A 19,027-nucleotide genomic window follows, 5' to 3' on the forward strand; every position below is an offset into this window, starting at 1 on the left:
GTGTTTATCTTTGTGAGGTGCTTCCCCGACCATTTATATTGTTTATTATGCTTGAATCTCCACGATCTGTCAAATTTTATGGCAGCAGCCGCTCCGTCGTCAACCTCGGCCAAGCCATGCACTGCCGGAACCCTTCCGCATAAGGCTTGCCGCATTGAAGCCCGCGGAATTTGGATACAGTGCGGACGAAGTCGAGGAAATCGATCCCGTCGTGATCGCGCAGCCATTTCAGTTGGCTCTGGTGGCTGTTGTTCATCCGCATTTTCGTCTCGATATAATCCGTAATGTCGACGTATTCCGTGGGCAGGAACGCAACACCGGCAAGCGTATCCATGTAATAGACAGGCATTGGCTTGTCGCAGTGGCGAACGTTTCCTTCCGCCTCGAAGTGAGGCACCGTTGCCGCGAAGCTGGCATCGAACACGGCCTTCGAAACTTCCATATGATCCTTCATGTAGTCTTCGGGCGGGTGCGTAATGATATAGGCCGGTCTGGTTTGGCGAATGATGCCGACCAGCTTGCGGATCAATTCGTCATTGTCGCTCTTGACCGACAAGTCCGGGATGTCCAGACCGATCACGTCGGCACCGATGAGCGCTCCCGCTTCCTGCGCTTCAACGGCGCGTATTTGCCTCAGCGGTTCGGGTTTTATGACCGCATGTCCTTTATCCCCGCCCGCCACATGCACCATCGTAACTTGATGACCCAGGGCAGACAGCTTGGCAAGCGTTCCGCCGCAACCGATCTCCAAGTCGTCGGGATGACAACCGACAGCGAGTACGTTCATCATCATCTCTCCAGCCTCATGCCGTGTAGAAACCCGGCTGAATTAGTCATGGGCTTATTGTATTACAGCCTATGACTTTCCCGCTTTATCAAATCGTCTGTTTCATTGATCATTTCGTACAAAACACCACCGCTAGGCCCGCTGTCGTGCTATACTGACCTCGAGAAACCATATTGGGGACTGATTCCTGATGGCAGTCAAACGATTTCCTCGCACAAGCTTAACCGAGTATATCACCATCAGGCAAATTGTATCTTTTCACTACTTTGAATTTTCCAAGGATTTCATGTTTGACGGTGAGAAGCATAACTTCTGGGAATTTGTTTATGTGGATCGAGGTGAAGTGGAAGCTTTGGCGGAAACGGACGTGTATCTGCTGAAGCAGGGGGACATCATTTTTCACAAACCTAATGAATTTCACAACCTGAGGGCCAACCGCAAAATCGCGCCGAACGTCATGATCGTTTCGTTTGTTTGCCATTCGCCGGCCATGAGCGTGTTCGAGAACAAAATTTTTTCGCTGAATTCCGAACATCAACAACTGCTCGTTCAAATACTGAAAAGCGGGTTTGCGGCATTCGTTCCGCCCTTCGACGACCCACGCAATCATCAGCTGCATCGAAATCCCGAGGCGCATGGATCCGCAGAACAACTGCTCGGCATTCATCTTGAGCTATTGATGATCCGACTGCTGGAGCACGCCGAAGTTCATCAGCAGCGAAATCGGCTGTCAGGCGAAGTCAAGCAGCAGAGCGACCGCGAATGGGTCGAGGATGTCATCGCTTATATGGAACAGCATGTATTCCAGAACGTTCGAATCGAACGCATCTGCAAAGCGTTCAACATCAGCCGCAGCAACGCTTTGTCGATTTTCAAGGAGAAAACCGGGCAAAGCATGATGCACTATTTTCGCAGGTTGAAGATCGAACAGGCCAAACGCATGATCCGCGAAAATACGCACAATATGACGGAAATCGCCGATTTGCTTCATTATAGCAGCGTGCACAGCTTCTCCAGGCAATTTAAAACGAATGTACAGATGTCGCCCATGGAGTATGCCAAGACGATAAAAGCCAAAATGTAGATCGACAGTATCCCTGATCTTGAGGAGGATAAGCCAAATGGGAAAATTGCGTTTTGCCGTGGTTGGTACGGGTTGGGTTGCCGGCGGTATTTGAAAGCGATTGCGGCAAGAACCGATGCGGAAGTTGTAACGGTGGTAAGCGGAATATCAAGCATGCGAAAAGCAGGCTGGCCGGCCTCGGCATGGAAGCGGCCGTCACCGATAACTACGAGGAAGCGGTCGGCGCTTCGAATGTAGACGCCGTCGTGCTTTGCTCTACGCCCGATCTTCGCCCGGATCAAGCGGTGACGGCAGCCCGCCACGGCAAACATCTCGTCCTTGAAAAGCCGCTGGCCATGGACCGTCCGGGCTTGCTCCGCATGGCCGAAGCGTTGGAGCTGAACCCGGTTCGCACCTCCGTTAGCTTTGTATTGCGCTGGAATCCGTCTTTCGCCAACACGAAAGCATTAATCGATGACGATGCGCTCGGTCGTATCTTTATGGCTCAAGTCGACTACTGGCATCATGTCGGGCCCCAATACGGCCAGTACAGCTGGAGCAGAACGAAAGCTCTGGGAGGCAGCAGCATATTGTCGGCAGGCTGTCACGCGGTAGATGCGGTCCGGTATTTTGCCGGCGATATTACGGAGGTTACCGCATATAGCTGCGGAACTTGGGCCGATTCCGAATACGAATTCGACCCAAACGCCATCGCGATCTTCAAGCTGAAGAACGGAGGCATTGGCAAAGTGTCTTCTTCGCTTGAATGCAAAACGCCTTACCGTTTCAACGTGCATTTGCTCGGGGAAAAAGGGGCGATCATGAACAATCAGCTGTTCACGCACAAGTGGCCCGGACAAACCGATTACGCCGTCATCCCGACCATTCTGCCGGACAGCGGCGACGTATCGCATCATCCGTTCGTGGAGGAAATCGACGACTTTGTCCGCGCTGTGAATAGCGGCAAGGCGACAAGATGCGAATTCCGCGATGCATACAAATCCATGGAAGCCAGCTTCGCCATTGACGAATCCATTGCTACAGGAAAGAGCGTCACGCTTCCGGGCGCTTGATCGGGCTTATTTTCTCTAGGAACAATAATAAACGGAGACAAGACAGGAGCGATCGTTATGACCGTCAAAATCGGCATGATCGGTGCGGGGGGCATGGCCCGTCATCATTTAAAAGGGCTGCAAAACATTGCATTGGCTGAAGTCGTGAGCGTATACGACGTCAATCGCGAAGGCGCGGAATCGATGGCTTCCCTTACGGGAGCGCGGGTATCGGACTCCGTGGACGACTTGCTTGATCCCGAAACCATCGATGCCGTCTTTATTTGCGCGCCGCAGTTCGCAAGAGAAGGCCTGGAAGAAATGGCGGCGAGCAGAGGCATTCATTTGTTCGTGGAGAAGCCGCTTGGGCTCGAGCTGCAGTCCGTGCAGCGCAAGGAACAGGCGATTCGCGAGTCCGGCGTCATCCATTCGGTAGGCTACTGCCTGCGATATTACGATACCGTGCAGCAGGCGAAGGAATACTTGAAGGATTAGACGATCCATTTGATCCAGGCGCATCGTTTCGGCGGCTCGCATCCCGCCCCTTGGTGGAGGCAGCAGCATATGTCCGGCGGGCATCTTGCCGACGCCGTGACTCATCAGGCGGATCTGATTCGTTTCCTGGCCGGCGAGTACCGGAATGTCTCCGCGATGTTCGGCCATAATTCCATTCGGAGCGTGTATCCCGATGCGACGATCGCCGACGGCGGCGCCGTTGCCTTCACGCTGCAATCGGGAGCGGTCGGCACCATTACCGAATCATGCGTATCGCATTATCACAACGAATCGGAGATCAAATTTTTTGGCCATGATTTTTTTGTATCGCTCAGCGGCAACGGCAAAGTAGTAACCATCTCGGATAAAGACCGGCAGATCACGGTTACCTCCCGGCTGGATCCTATCTACGAGCAGGATAAAGCTTTCGTCGAAGCTGTCGCGTCTGGCGCTTCGGACCGTATTTTATGCGGCTACGCGGACGGGAAACAAACGCTTGCCTTCACGCTGGCGGCCCACCAATCGGCGGCGGATCGCGCTACGATCGAGCTCGGCGTCTGAAACCGCCGCAGCAGCCGGGGATAACCTGCTTCATGTGCGCCATTCCCCATCCGCCAATTACCCACTCGCAAAATAGGCCACGTTTTCTTGCCTATTTCGCCAAAAACGGGCCGTCCAAGCGAAATAGCCAGTGATTTCACTGGCTATTTCGCTTGAAGTGCCTATTTGCAGGCGATCACGGGCAAATAACCAGTGATTTCACTGGCTATTGCAGACGAGCCGCCCGAAAAGGCACCAATAGGCCATTTTTCATGGCCTATTTGGGTTGCCAAGCACTAAATCGGGCCGCTCAGGGGGGCGGCTCGCCAGGATCTGCTTCTTGCAGCAGCGCGCGAGTACGCTCGTTCACAAAGCAGCGAAGCGGAAGACTGCTCTGGAGAAGCTGATCGCTTTCTGTAAGAAAGCGGCTTCGGAAGCATATCATTCTGGGCAAACACCGCGTTAGCAGCTTAAATCATCCAGCCCAAGGCGATGCTTTTTACTTCATTAGCTTACTAACCGTGACAAGCAACTCGTTCAGAACATCATGATCGCCTTCTTCAATCCGTTCCACGACACAGCTTTTCAGATGATGTTCCAGCAGTTGCTTCCCCAAACCGTTCAATGCCGATTGAATGGAAGCTATTTGGTTTAACACATCGTCGCAATACGTGTCTTTTTCTATTAGCCCTTTGACGCCTCGCACCTGACCTTCGATCCGATTCAGCCGCTGTATTAGTTGAAGTTTGGTTTTTTCCGAGTGATGACTTTTGCGTACCGATGAAGATTGGTGATCGCATGCTTGTTGTTCTGTTTCATCCACTGTAAAATCAACTCCTTTGAAAATACATTACCACCCCCCCTCCCCCTATGTAAAGGGAAGGCATATGATACAACGGCGAAACAAAAAAGCCGAAATCGAAGCACTTTGAAGAAGTTGGCCCGGTTCTGGCGGTAACATTTGTAGATGATTGACAAATGATGCGACCTCATTTATCATATGAACATGTATTCATATATTAGGCGAAGGACGGTCTTCGATGAAGGAATTTCGCGTAAAAGGACTTTCCTGTGGGAACTGTACCCAATTGCTTGAGCATGATATCAAGCAGCTTGAATTTGGCGAAAGCGCGACACTGAGCTTTCATTCCGGGCGACTATTGTTAGACCCGCGGGTTCCATTGGCGAAAGTAAAAAAGATATTGCAATCGGATGGAGCGTACATTGCCTCTGCTCATGAACATGACACAGATCATGACCAATCCCATACTCATGATCATGACCATACGGGGCATGACCATAACGAGCATAAAGGACATGAACATCATTCGGGCGATGGTCATGGCCATGATCATGATCATTCCCATAGCGGCAGCAATTCACGCATGTTGACTCTGCTTATTGTCGCAGCGATCATTTATTTTGCCGCGATCATTCTTGATCATCAAGTGGACCGTTCGATACGGATCCCCCTGTATCTTGCTGCCACCATTATCAGCGGGTATTCCACGTTCTGGCGCGGCCTGAAAAACTTGCTCCGCTTTCGATTCAATATCGATACGTTAATGACCATTGCCCTGGTCGGAGCCGTCGCTATTGGCGAATGGAAAGAAGCTACGCTAGTTGCCATTCTGTTCGGTTTGAACGAACTGCTGGAAGGATTCGGGATGGAGAAGGCGCGTCGCTCGATGGAAACCTTGCTCCAGGTTGCGCCGAAAGAAGCCTTGATAATCGAAGGCGGGCAAGAAAAAGTCGTGCCCATCGCATCGCTGCAAAGCGGCGATATCGTACGCGTGAAACCGGGAGAAAAAATTCCTTCGGACGGTACGGTAACGGAAGGAAAAAGCTCCGTCAATGAAGCCGCGATTACCGGCGAGTCGCTTCCGGTGGAGAAAGCCGCCGGTGAACCTGTTTTTGGCGGCAGCATCAATAACGAAGGTGTTTTGCAAATTCGAATTGACAAGGCTTATCAGGATTCTTCTCTTGCAAAGATCCTGCATCTTGTCCAGGAAGCGCAGGAAACAAAAACGCCGACCGAGTTGTTCATCAACAAATTTTCCAAATACTATACGCCCTTGATACTCGTCATCGCAGCGCTGGTCATCGCCGTCCCTCCGCTGCTCTTCGGCGGAGACTGGGGCAAATGGTTGTACCAGGGCCTTGCCGTATTGATTGTCGGCTGTCCTTGTGCCCTTATCTTGTCTTCGCCGATCGCCATCGTGGCCGGTATTACGCGGAATGCCCGCAACGGCATTTTGATTAAGGGGGGCGTTTTCCTTGAACAACTGGGCAAAATTGACACGCTCGCCTTCGATAAAACCGGCACCCTTACCAAAGGCGAACCTTATGTAGAAAAGGTTATTGCCTATGATGAAGAACGATTCTTTGCCGTTGCCGCGGCAATCGAAAAACATTCGTCTCATCCTCTTGCGAAAGCAATCATGAAAGAAATTGCGCGTCGCCGTATTCCGATTCCGGAGCCGGATGAAATAACTACCGTTTCCGGCCAAGGCATTCATGCCATTGTAGAAGGTCAGAAATATCGGCTCGGCAACGAAAAAAGCATGGAGCATCTGGAGATCCCGGAACAAGTGCGTTCGGCCATCGAATCATTCAAATCCGAAGGGTTGACACTGGTTCTACTTGCGGATGACACGCAAATTCTCGGTTTATTCGGAATTGCCGATGAAATTCGCGAAGAAAGCAAAGCTGTGATCGCCGCGCTTCATCACAGCGGCATTCGGCGCACCGTTATGCTGACCGGCGACCACCAAAAAACGGCTGAAAAAGTGGCTTCAGCGGTCGGGGTCAGGGAATATTACGGCAACTTGTTGCCGGAAAACAAAGTGGATAAAATCAAATCGCTTGCCCGGGAAGGGCAAGTCGCGATGATCGGCGACGGGATCAACGACGCGCCTGCGCTTGCTTCCGCGCAGTTGGGCATTGCAATGGGGAAAGGAACCGACAGCGCCATTGAAACGGCGGATATTGTATTGATGCAAGACCATCTCGGCAAGCTCCCCGAGGCCGTGAAAGTAGCGAAACGCGTCAACAGGATTATCCGCTTCAATATTATCGTCGCGATCGGATTGAAGGCTATCGCGCTTCTGCTTACCATCCCCGGTCTGTTGACGCTCTGGATTGCGATCCTGTCGGACATGGGGGCGACGATTTTTGTCACATTGGTAAGCTTGACCATCCTCATTCAACGAAAGAGCGCATCGAATTAACCGCAGCACTGTTGTAAAGAGACGAGACGCCCCCTTGCGGGCAGTCTCGTCTTTCTTATGAAAGGGCCCTATTCAATTGTTTTTTTCCCGCTCCAGTTTTTCAAACTCGTCATCAAGGGAACCATGCACGGAAACACTGGCAAGCTCCGCTTTGGCCTCGGCCAATAAAATCTCGTCTTTCATACGCTCGATTACACGGCGCACTTCCACATCGTACGCAGACATGGATCCGACATGCTGCTTTGCAAGCGCGTTTTGGTTCCGCCTGATCAGACTGTGAAGCTTATCTTTGGCTTCCTGTATTAGTTGTTGAATAGCAGAGTAGTCTGCCTTCAAGGAACCAAGGGTTACGTTTAATTGGGATAATTGCGCTTTTGAGGATTCCAGTTGATTTTTTTTCGCTTGAGAGGTTTCCAGTAATTGTCTGGCCTTGCGTTCATCGTTTTCCTCGATTGCGCGTTCGGCCTGTTCGCACAGTAACGATGCTTCTTTTTCAATTAAATGAATACGCTCGCTGGTCACCACTTGCTCCGCTTCCATCCGATTTACGGTTACGGAAAATGCGCGCAATTTTTCTGTGGCGGATTCAATATGAACATGCAGCGCAACTTCAAGATCCTCCGTATCGTTCTTTCCGAAAAATGATTTCAGTCGCTCTACAAACCCCAATCTTAGCGACTCCTTTCAATGGACGATATAGTCTAATCGTCGCAATATTTGCGCGAATCGGCTTCGCCAAATGTTGGCCTCACGATGAATTGGGCCGGCGCCCCGTCATCGCCGTATTCATATACAAACGCATACCCGCTCGGAATTTCCTGACCAAGCACATGAACAGGAGTTTTGCCAACGCGATAAACCGACGGGAAAGGGCAGCAGTACCAATAAGCCGTCTCCTTGATGGCCCCGCGCTCAAGCAGCTGCTCCACCGTTGATTCGTATTCTCTGTCGGTATCGGTCATTCGGAAATGTTCCCAGTGCTCGACTAAATCGTTTTCGGCCTGTTGCCACTCGCCGGCTTCACGGATAGGTCGAATCGCAAGTCTGGAGGTTACTTTCCAGATGTCGTCCGAATCCAATTTGCATTTTCGAACGGGAGGGTTTTGAAGCGGAGTCAATATTTCTGGCGCTTTCACACCTTATGCAACGAGGAAGTAACTCGACAGCGCTCTCTCATACTGCTCTTCCGCGTCTTCATGGCTCTCCGGAGATACACGCCTTCCCGTCGTTATGGTCCCGACAATCGAGTCCCCTGCTTGCTTGCGCGTCCGCGCATCTTCATACAACAAGATGGCCTCTTTGTAACGTTCTCCTTCCATTCTTGCCATTCCGATATGATCTTTCACCATATCTTCCATTTTATCTGCCGCGCGGCGCAAGCCGGAAAGATGATCGATTGGGCATGGTTTCGGTCCTTCCACCAATCCCCCCAGTTTAATGGGCAATGCAATGGGGGATGTGCCTGCAAATGCCGCTTCCTGCCGTGCTGCAACCAGCAAATCGGTTATTCTTCCATACCAGAGATCAGCCTGTTCATGGGTAACGACAGGAACCGTCTTCGAAGTTTTCCCGGAACTCGAGAAAACATCCCCCAGCAGTGCATCCGCCAACGTTTGCAAGCTTCTGGCCGCCTGTAAAAAAGCGAGTGCCCGGGTAGTCTGACAGCTTGATAACTCGACTTGAAGTTCGTATACCTGTTCGCCTAACCGTTTATAACTTTCCAAATGCTCGGGAGGACAAGTTTTTTCTCCTGAAAAATTTTCCCGGAACCAATCCAACAATCCCATCTTTGCATCCCTCCAAAAGTCTCCATGATTATACACGTCGTGCTACGTTTATTTCTCATTCCTGTTTCTTGTTTCCATTATAAAATATCATAATCGGTTCCAACAGATAATTTTGCAGATTTTGCGGAAACGAAAAAAATCCTCCGGTTTTCATTTCCAAAGGAGGATTCCGCATACCCATCATTGATGCAAAGCTACGAATGCTTGACGTGCTGCAACATCTGGACAAACAACAGCTCGATATGTTCATCATCCAGGGAATAAAAAACGGTCTTCCCTGTTTTGCGACGCTTGACTATCCGCATGTTTCGCAAATAACGCAATTGGTGCGATACGGCAGATTGCCCCATATCCAGCACCATCGTCAAATCGTGGACACATAGCTCTTTCTGAAGCAAGGTATAAATAATTTTTACGCGAGTCGGATCGCCAAGCGCCTTGAACACATCCGCCAGATTTGTTGCCATATGCTCCGGAATCAAATTGTGCTTCAACTCATTAATATTAACCGTGCCTTCACACGAATCTTCGCATTGTTCCTGCAATACTTTCTCCACTTTATCGCCGCCTTTCTTCAACCGCTTCATTCTCACTATTATAGCAGAATTCCCGCGTTACACATAAATGAAGCGGTGGTTCAGCGGATACGAGGTTTCCAAGTCTTTGACCGGGAACAAATGTTTGAGATGCGGGGCGGAATATTTTTCACGATACCGGGATGCGGTTATGCCCTTTACGTTCATGAACGTTCGATAAAAATAATGCACGTTCTGGAATCCGACGGAGAAGGCAATTTCCGAAATCGTGCCCTTCTCTTGCAAGAGCAGCTGGCAGGCTCGTTCGATGCGTCGCTGAATAATCGCCTTCTGCGGAGAGACCCCCATGTACTGAGCGAATTTGCGGGTAAAATGCTGATGGCTCCAGCCTGCCTCCTGCGCCAATTTTTCGATGCTGATCGGTTCGGCCAGATGGCGGTCAATATAGTCGAGAGCCTGCAAAATGGGCAAAGCTATCTTCGTATCCGAATGCAATGCCAGCTTCGAGGGCGAGGCGCCTTTCAACCCCTCCAGTTCGGTCAAAGCGGACGCCAGCAGGATTTTACACTGTTCTTCCCACAGATGCGTCTTTTTATTCGACAAATACAAAATTTGCTTGATCAAAAAAGGCACGAACGTCTCCTCCACGGATTGCAGGTGCACGGACTGCTCCCCCGGTTCAGGCAACTCCTCGCCTCCACTCTCCTGGCCCCACGAGAAAGTTACGAACAGATGCCGTACCGCCTGCTTCGAGTCAAACTCGTAAGCATGCTCCTCCCCTGGCGGCGTGATGATGATGCTTGGCTTGCTCAAAACAATCGAGCGGGTCGAGCACACGTATCTTGTCTCGGTGCCGTTCGGGAAGTATACGATTTGGCGATACCGATGGCGGATCGGACCGTAAACCCATCCGGGTTTCACAATAAAGTCTCCGGACCCGATCAACTGGATGCGGCGAAAATCGATAACGGATTGGATTTTTTCCCATAACACGATGACGTCCCCTCCCGGTTCATATTCGTTATGCCGGTATGCACTTATTATGAGGGATTGTCCCCTGCCGTTCAAGACAGTCGACAACCGAATTTATGCACGCATTTGATCTCCAATCCGCTGCATCCATGTTGATTTTGTACACAAAGTATCGTTTTCCGTGCATTTTCTAACGCCCGAAATCGCAGTAGTATCAAGGTGAGACGTGATTCCACCACATGATTTGACAAGGAGGCGCTTTCGCCATGACAGCCAATCTTGCCCAAGCGTATGCAGAAAACGGGTACATCGTGGTCCGTAATCTGTTCAATGAACAGGAAGTCAGCAGGTATAAGGAAGAAGCACGGAAGGTAATTGACGAGAAGCAAAATCAGGGGAAAGTCGGAAATGAAGGCGTGTATGTAGGCATGGCCATCGCCAGTCCGGTCTTCAAGGAAGCCGCGGGCCATCCCGCATTGGCCGAAGCGCTGAAAACGATCATCGGGAACGACGTCGTCTTTTTGAGCGATAAAATTGTGTACAAGGATGCTGCCAAAGATTTCGGCTCCCCGTGGCATCAGGATCATGCATACTGGTTTGGCAGCAACAAGGTCTCCGTCTGGGTCCCGCTGGACGACGCTACCCCCGAGAACGGCTGTCTGAGGATCGTGCCGGGTTCTCACCTGTTGGGAACGGCTCATCATGGGGGAGACAGTTCGGACGGTCTCGGATTCATCAATCGTTTGAACGCAGAAGAGATTGAGGCGATGAATGTCGTCGATATGCCGGTCTCGCGCGGAGATGTGATCATTTTTCACGATTTGCTTTATCATGCCTCCTATCCGAACACTTCCGGCCGGGATCGTTGGGCGCTCATCTCTACTTACAAGGACGGGACGAAAGAAGACCCTGCCTATTCGTGGGCCGGCGCTGCATTCAAATTGAGCTGATTCGCCTCGCGCCAATAAGACCGATTCCTCCCTGCATGGGCGGGATCGGTTTGGCAAGATGTCATTTCATCTGCGTATCGTTCGATACACTGGAGCTTGCATTCCGCAGCACGGCCACAATATAAAGCAGCAGTGGCAGGAGCAGGCCGAACGTAGGCGCATAAAGCGGCCAAACCGTTTGATTGAACGTAATCAGATAAGTGTTGTTCGGTATTTCGAATATGGAGAACAAGATCGTAACAACCCCCAGAGGGATCGCCAAAAACTGGTACTCGCGGAAACGAAACGTTTGCGCTACACCCAACACCAGCACATAAAGCAGCACGGTCAGTCTAAAAAAGATCGTCAAAAACCAGATGACAGCCATTACAACTTCGATACGCTCCAGGAAGCCGCCGATACTGATCCTTCTCGCTATTTCGTAGCTTGGAAAGCTCTCACGGGCCGTACCGCCGGGGCCGATCACAACGATAGCCAGCACCGTCATAGCTGTTAATAAAATACCTCCGAGCAGCACACCCGAAAAGAGAGCTTTTCCAGCTTTCATCGGCCGGTTTACCGAAGGGGAGATCATTAAAAATATGATAGATCCGAGAAATGGAAAACTGATGAAAGGGATCGCTGCCTTCACTAACGGGAGGAATCCTTCCTCCAAGACGGGCTGCAGGTTTGTCACCTTTATCTGGGGAGTGACGAGCAATACCATGACGATAACCAGCAGCATGATCCACGGGAAAAACAGCTCTCCGGCGCGGGCCAACGTCTCCAGCCCGAGCTTGACCGACATGACGACGATGGCCATAACGATGATGTGAATCGCTTGAATCGGGGTTTCTCGCATGATTTGTGTCGTCAGAAAATCTCCGATGTTGCGAAGCGTTAATGTCGCAATGAAAAACGGAAACGTGAGAAACGACAAAAAAATCGCTTTTCCCAGCCATCTGCCCATAATCACTTCGCTGTATTCGGCGAGGGTCATGTTCGGAAACCGTTTCCCGAGTGCGTTGTACAGCGGAATAACAAGCAAACTGATGCAGACTGCCATAATGGCGGCAATCCAAGCATCCTGTTTGGCCTTTGAAGCAAGGATCGCAGGAACGATCAGGATGGCGCTGCCGACTATATATAATATCACCGCTATTGTAAATTGACGAATGCTTATTTTGCCCTTTTCGAGCATCCCCCTTCACCTCCTTCCTTCATCGTATCGATCATTGCTTTCATTGGACCGTTTTTTGCGAATGATCGCTATTCCGAGCAGCAATAACGGCAACACAAGACCATAGGTCGGCGCATAAACGCCCCATACGGGATTGAAATTGATCAAATAGGTAATGTGTGGAAGCACCACGATCGAGAGAACGACCAAAATCATCGCCAAAGGAAGCGTTAAGAACCGATCGTCTTTCAAATTCAACGTTTGGGCAATGCCGAATGTGGAAATATGGAACAACAGGGTTAGCCGAAAAAAGCTCGTAACAATCCAAAGGACCGCCAAAATCATTTCTATCCGCTCCAAAAATTGGCCGATATTTATATTTTTAGCTGCCACATAACTTGGAAAGACATTCCTGGCCGTTTGATCCGCTCCAAGAACAAGAATCGTCATCATCGTCGTCACACATAAAACGATCCCGCCGAGCAGCACGCCAGCGAATAGCGCTTTTCCGGCTTTCGCTCTATCGTTTACATGAGGGAAGATCATCAACAGAATAACAGGCTCAAGTAAAGGAAAGCTGAAAAATGGCAGTGCAGCCTTCAGTACCGCTTGAATTCCTCCTTCCATCACGGGCAGGATGTTCACGAACTTCATTTGTGGAGAAATGAATACAACGAGAATGAGAAAGAGCAGGACGACCAACGGGAAAAAAATTTCAGCCGCGCGAGCTAAAGGCTCCAAGCCGTGTCTAACCCCCATTACGACAACCGCCATATATATTATGTGCACCATTTGAATCGGGGTTTCCGGTATCGTTTGCGTTGTCATAAAATCTCCGATATTCCGCAGCGTCATAGACGCGATTACAAATGGAAAGCCGAGCAAAAATAAAAGCGAAACCGCTTTCCCCAGCCACTTGCCGATTATTTCCTCGAGATATTCGGTAAAGGTCATATTGGGGAAGCGGTTGCCCAGCGCAACGCACAAAGGGATTACCAGGAGCGCTGCCCCGACCGCCAGCATTGCCGCTATCCAAGCGTCTTGTTTGGCCACGGAGGCAAGAGTCGACGGGATGAGCAGGATGGCGTTGCCGATTATGTACAGCATGACCAGTATCGTAAATTGGCGGGCGCCTATTTTTCCTTTTTTGAGCATCATGTTGCTCCTTTTTTATTTTAACAAGCCTGACAAAGCGTCAATGAGCGGTTTATATACGAATGTAATCCAATCAAGCGGGTTCGGAATGTTCGCATGCAAGCTGAGCGCGAAGCTTAGTCCCGCTCCGAATAGGAGGAGAATGGAGAATGCCCACAGCTCCTTTTTCCATTTTTTTCGCCAAAGCGAAGGAATTTCGATTATCGCAATCGCAGCCGTTGCGGTAATAATCCCGGCGATCGCCCACATTGGATTCGCTCCTTATTTTTTCATTTCTTCAATAAATGAATTGTTTACGGTGCCGAGGCGGCGGATTTGGGTATTCACCTTCACTTCTACTGGCAGTTTGGCAAAATAGGAGTCCCAATCTTTTCCTATTTGTTTCCACAGCTTCGGCTCCGCCCGATGAATGACTTGGCCGAACCCGTATATATCCGCCTTGTATTGCTTTTGCATTTTATCGATTGAAGCTTTGATGAAGCCTTGCACCTTTTGGTCCGATATTTTTTTGAGTTCCTCGATCGTTTTGGTTTTGGTCAAATCGACATGGCAAGCAACCTCTCCCACATTCGCTTCAATGCGAATGTTCACAAGGATCGAGGGCTTGCCGTTTTCAAGCTTGCTGCTGACCTTCGATTTCGATCGGATGATCTCGAGCGACATGGTGCCACCATCCGGACATGGCATAAAGCCGACCGTACTTTTCACATGATCCGTAATGTAGTTGTACGCTTTGCTTTCGTCCTCGTTTAACCAGCCGATCAATTTATCGCCATTAAACGCCGCCAGGCCGGAGTACTGTAAACGACCGGGCGGATCGAGAGTCTCGACGTTTTTTCTATTTCTAGATTCTCCAATTTCTGTATTCCCTATCATTTCGATGGCGGTCAGTACAGGTTGCTTGCCTTCGCTGGTCAAGTCGGAAATAAGCTCGTTCAAGGCGACCTTATGCGAAGGCGCCCACGTTTTCTCCGACGTTTGCAGGGCGTTGGACAGGTCCATAGCCGGTATTTTTTCCAGCGAGGTCAATACATTCAAGATGTTCTCCGCTCTTGTATGTTTCGCCACAACGATATAAAAATCGGAGCGAAACTCGTGATCTCTTGACATTAAGTCGAGTACGTCCGCAATGCCTTCTCTTGCAAGCGATTCGCCGATGACGAGGATTCGAACGTGAGACACGTAAATTTTTCTCGGGCTTTCCTTCGTCATTTTACGCAGCGCCTCGATTACGGAAGAACTCTCCGCATGGTATAAGACAACCGGAGAACGGCCGGTCACCCCTTTCTTCGCAGTCGCTTCTCCCGGATCCACCACTTGAGCGGTAACCAGATACTGATCGCCGGCTTTATCGATTCCGAATCCGACAGCGATGCCTAGCGTATTTAATTCCCGACGGTTCCAACAACCGGGAACAATTGAAAGGATGGCGACGAGAAGGAGCAGCTGTAACAGCTTTCGGATCATGGCACAACCCTTTCTATTTTCTAGGAAGCGGTTTCGGGGGCGCACTTTGCTCACGAATGACATTTTTCTGGCTGATCAGCCTGGGGCGGGAAAACATTGCCCATCGCGGCAGTCGAAATATCGTATCCTTGAGATCGTCAACAACGATAGGAGCGAATGGGCTCATGTAAGGCACTCCGAATGAACGCAAGCTGCACAAATGAATAACGAGCGCCATGATCCCGACAATAATCCCGAAAATGCCGAAGGAAGCGGCCAGCCCCATTAGAGGGAAACGAAGCATCCGAATCGAGATGGACATGTTGACTGCAGGAAAAACGAAGTTGGAAATCGCCGTAATCGATACGACAATAACCATGGCTGCAGAAACGATGCCTGCCTCTACCGCTGCTTGTCCGATAACCAACGTCCCTACGATCGAAACTGCCTGCCCGATTGTACGCGGCATTCTTATGCCGGCTTCCCGCAATATTTCAAACGTGATTTCCATCATAACCGCTTCGATAAATGCCGGGAATGGAACACCCTCGCGTTGAGCTGCCAAACTGATCAGCAGTTGGGTCGGCAGCATTTCCTGATGAAACGTCGTGATCGCGATATAGAGCGACGGACCGAGCAGTGCGATGAAAATACCGATGACACGAAGAATGCGGATGAGCGTGCTTATATCTGCACGTTGATAATAATCTTCCGCCGAGTGGAAGAAAGAAATAAACAAAGCAGGAGCAACAAGCACGAACGGTGTTCCATCCACCACAATGGCGATTTTTCCTTCCAGCAGTTCGGCAGCAATCACATCCGGGCGCTCGGAATTATAAATGGTTGGGAAAGGCGTGTACGTATCATCCTGAATCAGTTCCTCGATGTAGCCGCTTTCCAAAATGCCGTCGATACGGATGCGATCCAGACGGCGACGCACTTCTTCGACGATTTTATCGTTCGCGATTCCTTTGATATACATAACGGCTACGTCCGTTCTGGTCACACTGCCGATTTGCCTGTTTTCAAGCCAAAGCCTCGGATCTTTTATTTTTCTGCGAATCAATGCCGTGTTTGTATTCAAGCTCTCCGTAAAGCTTTCCCGAGGTCCGCGAACGACGGTTTCGGTAGGAGGCTCCGTTACGCTGCGGCCTTCCCAGCCGCGAATTCTGATGCTAACTCCCTGTGCGTATCCATCGACTAATAAAATGACATCTCCGGATAACAGGGAAATAAAGAGAGGACCAAAGTCCGTTACATCCCGAATATCGCCTGCGGAAATGACCGAATCCTTCAGGATATGTAGCAAATTATCGCCTGCAGCTATTTTTCCGTCTGCATCTGTTTGTTGAATGTCGAACAGTAACGATTCCATAATGAAGCTATTGATGGACTGGGTATCGGACAACCCCGAAACGTAACAAATGCTTGCTTTCAGCAGTCCCTCCGGACCAATACGAAACTCTCTAATGACGATATCGTCGCTGTTTCCAAGCGTTTCTTTGATGCAGGCGATATTTTCTTCGAGGTTCCCGTACAACGGTTGCATCGGAGCAGCACCTTGGTTTTGTACGTTCTGTACATATCCGCGGGCAGGACTGAATAGTTTCCTGATAAACCTCATGGCAGTGTCCTCTTCTATTCGTCAACTGGATTTGAAATCCATTATTTCGTGCGGTTCTGAATCGCATCCGTTACAATTGTTAACCAAAGCGAAACGGTTTAAACTTGTTTTGCTGTAAGCTGGCGGGGGCGACGGTAAACAAAACGCCGGCCTGGATAAGCACAATAGATTTCGCCGAAAAACCCCCTCCACGACGATCGTGAAGGGGGACAAATTCCTACAATGAATGGAACCAGTTCTTCAGCAAGGATTTCCCGCTCTGCCTGGAGGCAACGTCGAAACTCTCGCCCGACTTGATTATTTTCGATCATTCCGATGAGACGTTATATTCGCAAATATCGCAGGTCGCACCGACCCTCGCCTACAATTCCCGCGGTTCGCTCGATGACTGGCTGCTGATGCTGGCGAGTGGTTCGGCAAAAAAGAAGAAGCCGCGCAATGGCTTCTTCGTCATACCGGCAATGCCTTCCCCAGATCCTTGACCTCCCCTCCTAGCAGAGGAGGGGAATGCGCGCTTGGCTCAAGCGATAACTTCCATGCCGTTTCGAGCTGTCATTTATGTCACAGGAGTGTTGCCCCCTGCCTTATCGTTCGGCTTGGGACAAAAATAGGCCATAAAAAACCTTCATGACCTACCGGTCACCGCGATGTATGAAAATGTAGCTACCGTTTCAAAGGCAAAACCTCGTCCATACTGGTAAAGGCAGGTCAAAGGTCGATACATTTTTGGTGAAACCAACCCGAATAAAAAACCGCCCTATTGCAGCGATGAGTACCGCCGATTGTTGCCCGAGCACGTGTATAAAATTACACTTACTCTGCTGCATGACCTGTACAATCCAGGTAAAGAGGAATGCGTATGGATGCGATCGTAGAACGATGTGCGGGGTTAGACGTACATCAAGAAACCGTTGTTGCTTGTGTGTTGAGTGGTCCTTTGGACCGAAAGCCAAATCAAGAGATCCGCACGTTTGGGACCACAACGAAGGAGTTGCTGACGTTACTAGACTGGCTAACCGAAAAACAGTGCACGCACGTCGCCATGGAAAGCACGGGCGTTTACTGGAAAGCCATCTGGAACATCTTGGAGGGACACGTTACGCTCGTCCTGGGAAATGCCAAAAAGAATAAGAACGTTCCCGGGCGGAAAACAGACGTGAAGGATTCCGCTTGGATCGCAGGGCTACTCCGCTGCGGATTGATTGAGCCCAGTTTTGTACCGCCGGTTGACATGCGTGACCTGCGCGATCTCACCCGCTATCGGCGGAAACTGCAAGGGCAAGTGACCTCTGAGAAGAATCGGATTCACAAGATTTTGCAAGATGCCAACATAAAGCTAACCACTTACGTGTCCGATTTGTTTGGCAAGTCCGGATTGACGCTTCTAGAAGCACTCGTCAATGGAGAAGTGCTCGATGCGGGTTCCGTGAAGAAGATGGTATTTGCTTCGTTAAAGAATAAAGTGCCTGTCTTGATCGAAGCGTTGAACGGACGCGTGCGGACGCACCATCGATTTATGATCGGTCAGCATTTGAGCCACATGCGTCAAGTGGAAGCGAATATCGAGGCACTGCAAGTCGAAATTGATCGGCTGTTACAGCCCTACCGAGCGGAGGTCGACCTGTTGATTACCATTCCCGGGATACAAGAGGATGCTGCGGCGAGCATTCTAGCGGAGATGGGGGCAGATATGTCGGTTTTCCCTTCGGAACATCATGCCGCTTCCTGGGCGGCTGTTTGTCCGGGCAATCATGAAAGTGCCGGCAGGAAGAAAAGTTCGAAAACGAATAAAGGCAATAAGGGCTTAAAAGCCGTTTTATGCCAGGCTGCTTGGGCCGCATCGAAGTCGAAAAACACACGAGTGGCTGCCTTTTATCGCAGAGTGGTGAAACGACGAGGACCAAAGAAGGCAGCGATCGCGACGGCCCATTTACTGTTAAAAATCTGCTATTGTATGTTGCGGGATAAAACGACGTATCAGGAGTTAGGGTTCGACTACTTGCCCAAGAAGGAAAAAGGACTTGATTACTGGGTCAGTAAAATCAAGTCCATGGGGTATGCCATACAAATACAGGATAACCATCCTGCTTTCTGAAAAGAAATTTTCGGGGAGTAGGTTTTTTTGCGTCAAAACGAGGAAACCCACCATGAAACCCAAAAACCCATTTTCGTATAAAATAAAAAATGGCTTATTTGCTTCATTTCGCCCGTCTCATAAAAGATGGCTTATT

The 19,027-nt window shown here is 50.1% G+C and carries 18 protein-coding genes; 7 read left to right on the plus strand and 11 right to left on the minus strand.

Going from position 1 to position 19,027, the window contains the following annotated elements:
* Positions 1–76 precede the first annotated feature (76 nt).
* On the minus strand, positions 77–787 hold the full coding sequence (locus EXY20_RS09250) for a PIG-L deacetylase family protein (RefSeq protein ID WP_167859108.1): 711 nt from the start codon (positions 785–787) through the stop codon (positions 77–79).
* A gap of 286 nt (positions 788–1,073) precedes the next feature.
* On the opposite strand from EXY20_RS09250, the gene EXY20_RS09255 reads away from it, so the two are divergent.
* From EXY20_RS09255 to EXY20_RS09270, 4 genes are all read left to right on the plus strand, one after another.
* On the plus strand, positions 1,074–1,871 hold the full coding sequence (locus tag EXY20_RS09255; protein WP_268966104.1) for an AraC family transcriptional regulator: 798 nt from the start codon (positions 1,074–1,076) through the stop codon (positions 1,869–1,871).
* Between the two features lie 182 nt (positions 1,872–2,053).
* On the plus strand, positions 2,054–2,923 hold the full coding sequence (locus EXY20_RS09260) for a Gfo/Idh/MocA family protein (protein ID WP_235885467.1): 870 nt from the start codon (positions 2,054–2,056) through the stop codon (positions 2,921–2,923).
* Positions 2,924–2,980: 57 nt separating this feature from the next.
* On the plus strand, positions 2,981–3,397 hold the full coding sequence (locus EXY20_RS09265; RefSeq protein WP_135550058.1) for a Gfo/Idh/MocA family protein: 417 nt from the start codon (positions 2,981–2,983) through the stop codon (positions 3,395–3,397).
* Between the two features lie 9 nt (positions 3,398–3,406).
* Positions 3,407–3,958 carry a Gfo/Idh/MocA family protein gene (locus tag EXY20_RS09270; RefSeq protein ID WP_268966106.1) on the plus strand — a complete coding sequence of 184 codons (552 nt, stop codon included), beginning with the start codon at positions 3,407–3,409 and terminating at the stop codon, positions 3,956–3,958.
* Positions 3,959–4,436: 478 nt separating this feature from the next.
* Here the strand turns inward: EXY20_RS09270 and EXY20_RS09275 are convergent, their stop codons facing one another.
* A complete protein-coding gene (locus tag EXY20_RS09275; RefSeq protein WP_135550062.1) occupies positions 4,437–4,760 on the minus strand; it encodes a metal-sensitive transcriptional regulator in 324 nt (107 codons plus the stop codon).
* Positions 4,761–4,977: 217 nt separating this feature from the next.
* Between EXY20_RS09275 and EXY20_RS09280 the strand changes: the two genes are divergently transcribed.
* The gene (locus tag EXY20_RS09280) at positions 4,978–7,167 is read left to right on the plus strand and encodes a heavy metal translocating P-type ATPase (RefSeq protein ID WP_135550065.1); all 2,190 of its coding nucleotides are present in this window, start codon (positions 4,978–4,980) and stop codon (positions 7,165–7,167) included.
* 72 nt (positions 7,168–7,239) lie between these two features.
* On the opposite strand, the gene EXY20_RS09285 is transcribed toward EXY20_RS09280, so the two are convergent.
* The 5 genes from EXY20_RS09285 to EXY20_RS09305 form a co-directional block, all read right to left on the minus strand.
* Positions 7,240–7,836, minus strand: coding sequence for a PspA/IM30 family protein (locus EXY20_RS09285; RefSeq protein WP_135550067.1), 597 nt, complete (start codon positions 7,834–7,836; stop codon positions 7,240–7,242).
* A gap of 32 nt (positions 7,837–7,868) precedes the next feature.
* On the minus strand, positions 7,869–8,246 hold the full coding sequence (locus EXY20_RS09290; protein ID WP_135550069.1) for a hypothetical protein: 378 nt from the start codon (positions 8,244–8,246) through the stop codon (positions 7,869–7,871).
* A 60-nt stretch (positions 8,247–8,306) separates the two neighbouring features.
* Positions 8,307–8,954: a hypothetical protein gene (locus EXY20_RS09295; RefSeq protein ID WP_135550072.1), complete on the minus strand. Its 648-nt coding sequence runs from the start codon at positions 8,952–8,954 to the stop codon at positions 8,307–8,309.
* Between the two features lie 194 nt (positions 8,955–9,148).
* On the minus strand, positions 9,149–9,511 hold the full coding sequence (locus EXY20_RS09300; protein ID WP_135550074.1) for an ArsR/SmtB family transcription factor: 363 nt from the start codon (positions 9,509–9,511) through the stop codon (positions 9,149–9,151).
* A gap of 57 nt (positions 9,512–9,568) precedes the next feature.
* Positions 9,569–10,483, minus strand: coding sequence for an AraC family transcriptional regulator (locus EXY20_RS09305; RefSeq protein WP_167859110.1), 915 nt, complete (start codon positions 10,481–10,483; stop codon positions 9,569–9,571).
* A 245-nt stretch (positions 10,484–10,728) separates the two neighbouring features.
* Here EXY20_RS09305 and EXY20_RS09310 point away from each other — a divergent pair, with 245 nt between their 5' ends.
* Positions 10,729–11,412, plus strand: coding sequence for a phytanoyl-CoA dioxygenase family protein (locus EXY20_RS09310; protein WP_135550078.1), 684 nt, complete (start codon positions 10,729–10,731; stop codon positions 11,410–11,412).
* Positions 11,413–11,473: 61 nt separating this feature from the next.
* On the opposite strand, the gene EXY20_RS09315 is transcribed toward EXY20_RS09310, so the two are convergent.
* The 4 genes from EXY20_RS09315 to EXY20_RS09335 all read right to left on the minus strand — a co-directional run bounded on the left by EXY20_RS09315 (position 11,474) and on the right by EXY20_RS09335 (position 16,721).
* Positions 11,474–12,592 carry a GerAB/ArcD/ProY family transporter gene (locus tag EXY20_RS09315; RefSeq protein WP_135550079.1) on the minus strand — a complete coding sequence of 373 codons (1,119 nt, stop codon included), beginning with the start codon at positions 12,590–12,592 and terminating at the stop codon, positions 11,474–11,476.
* 6 nt (positions 12,593–12,598) lie between these two features.
* Positions 12,599–13,726 (minus strand): GerAB/ArcD/ProY family transporter, encoded by a 1,128-nt coding sequence (locus EXY20_RS09320; protein WP_135550081.1) that lies wholly within the window; start codon positions 13,724–13,726, stop codon positions 12,599–12,601.
* Between the two features lie 261 nt (positions 13,727–13,987).
* Positions 13,988–15,193: a Ger(x)C family spore germination protein gene (locus EXY20_RS09330; RefSeq protein ID WP_135550085.1), complete on the minus strand. Its 1,206-nt coding sequence runs from the start codon at positions 15,191–15,193 to the stop codon at positions 13,988–13,990.
* Between the two features lie 13 nt (positions 15,194–15,206).
* On the minus strand, positions 15,207–16,721 hold the full coding sequence (locus EXY20_RS09335; RefSeq protein ID WP_235885468.1) for a spore germination protein: 1,515 nt from the start codon (positions 16,719–16,721) through the stop codon (positions 15,207–15,209).
* A 934-nt stretch (positions 16,722–17,655) separates the two neighbouring features.
* Between EXY20_RS09335 and EXY20_RS09340 the strand changes: the two genes are divergently transcribed.
* Positions 17,656–18,891 carry an IS110 family RNA-guided transposase gene (locus tag EXY20_RS09340; protein WP_135550089.1) on the plus strand — a complete coding sequence of 412 codons (1,236 nt, stop codon included), beginning with the start codon at positions 17,656–17,658 and terminating at the stop codon, positions 18,889–18,891.
* Positions 18,892–19,027: the final 136 nt, after the last annotated feature.

Origin of the sequence: Paenibacillus cymbidii (assembly GCF_004764705.1) — a bacterium.
GTDB lineage: Bacteria > Bacillota > Bacilli > Paenibacillales > NBRC-103111 > Paenibacillus_AN > Paenibacillus_AN cymbidii.

Bases quoted from the DNA above. Each gene is read 5' to 3' on its own strand.
- EXY20_RS09250 (WP_167859108.1), bottom strand. From the start codon at position 787: ATGAACGTACTCGCTGTCGGTTGTCATCCCGACGACTTGGAGATCGGT.
- EXY20_RS09255 (WP_268966104.1), top strand. From the start codon at position 1,074: ATGTTTGACGGTGAGAAGCATAACTTCTGGGAATTTGTTTATGTGGAT.
- EXY20_RS09260 (WP_235885467.1), top strand. From the start codon at position 2,054: ATGGAAGCGGCCGTCACCGATAACTACGAGGAAGCGGTCGGCGCTTCG.
- EXY20_RS09265 (WP_135550058.1), top strand. From the start codon at position 2,981: ATGACCGTCAAAATCGGCATGATCGGTGCGGGGGGCATGGCCCGTCAT.
- EXY20_RS09280 (WP_135550065.1), top strand. From the start codon at position 4,978: ATGAAGGAATTTCGCGTAAAAGGACTTTCCTGTGGGAACTGTACCCAA.
- EXY20_RS09295 (WP_135550072.1), bottom strand. From the start codon at position 8,954: ATGGGATTGTTGGATTGGTTCCGGGAAAATTTTTCAGGAGAAAAAACT.
- EXY20_RS09310 (WP_135550078.1), top strand. From the start codon at position 10,729: ATGACAGCCAATCTTGCCCAAGCGTATGCAGAAAACGGGTACATCGTG.
- EXY20_RS09315 (WP_135550079.1), bottom strand. From the start codon at position 12,592: ATGCTCGAAAAGGGCAAAATAAGCATTCGTCAATTTACAATAGCGGTG.
- EXY20_RS09320 (WP_135550081.1), bottom strand. From the start codon at position 13,726: ATGCTCAAAAAAGGAAAAATAGGCGCCCGCCAATTTACGATACTGGTC.
- EXY20_RS09330 (WP_135550085.1), bottom strand. From the start codon at position 15,193: ATGATCCGAAAGCTGTTACAGCTGCTCCTTCTCGTCGCCATCCTTTCA.
- EXY20_RS09335 (WP_235885468.1), bottom strand. From the start codon at position 16,721: ATGCAACCGTTGTACGGGAACCTCGAAGAAAATATCGCCTGCATCAAA.
- EXY20_RS09340 (WP_135550089.1), top strand. From the start codon at position 17,656: ATGGATGCGATCGTAGAACGATGTGCGGGGTTAGACGTACATCAAGAA.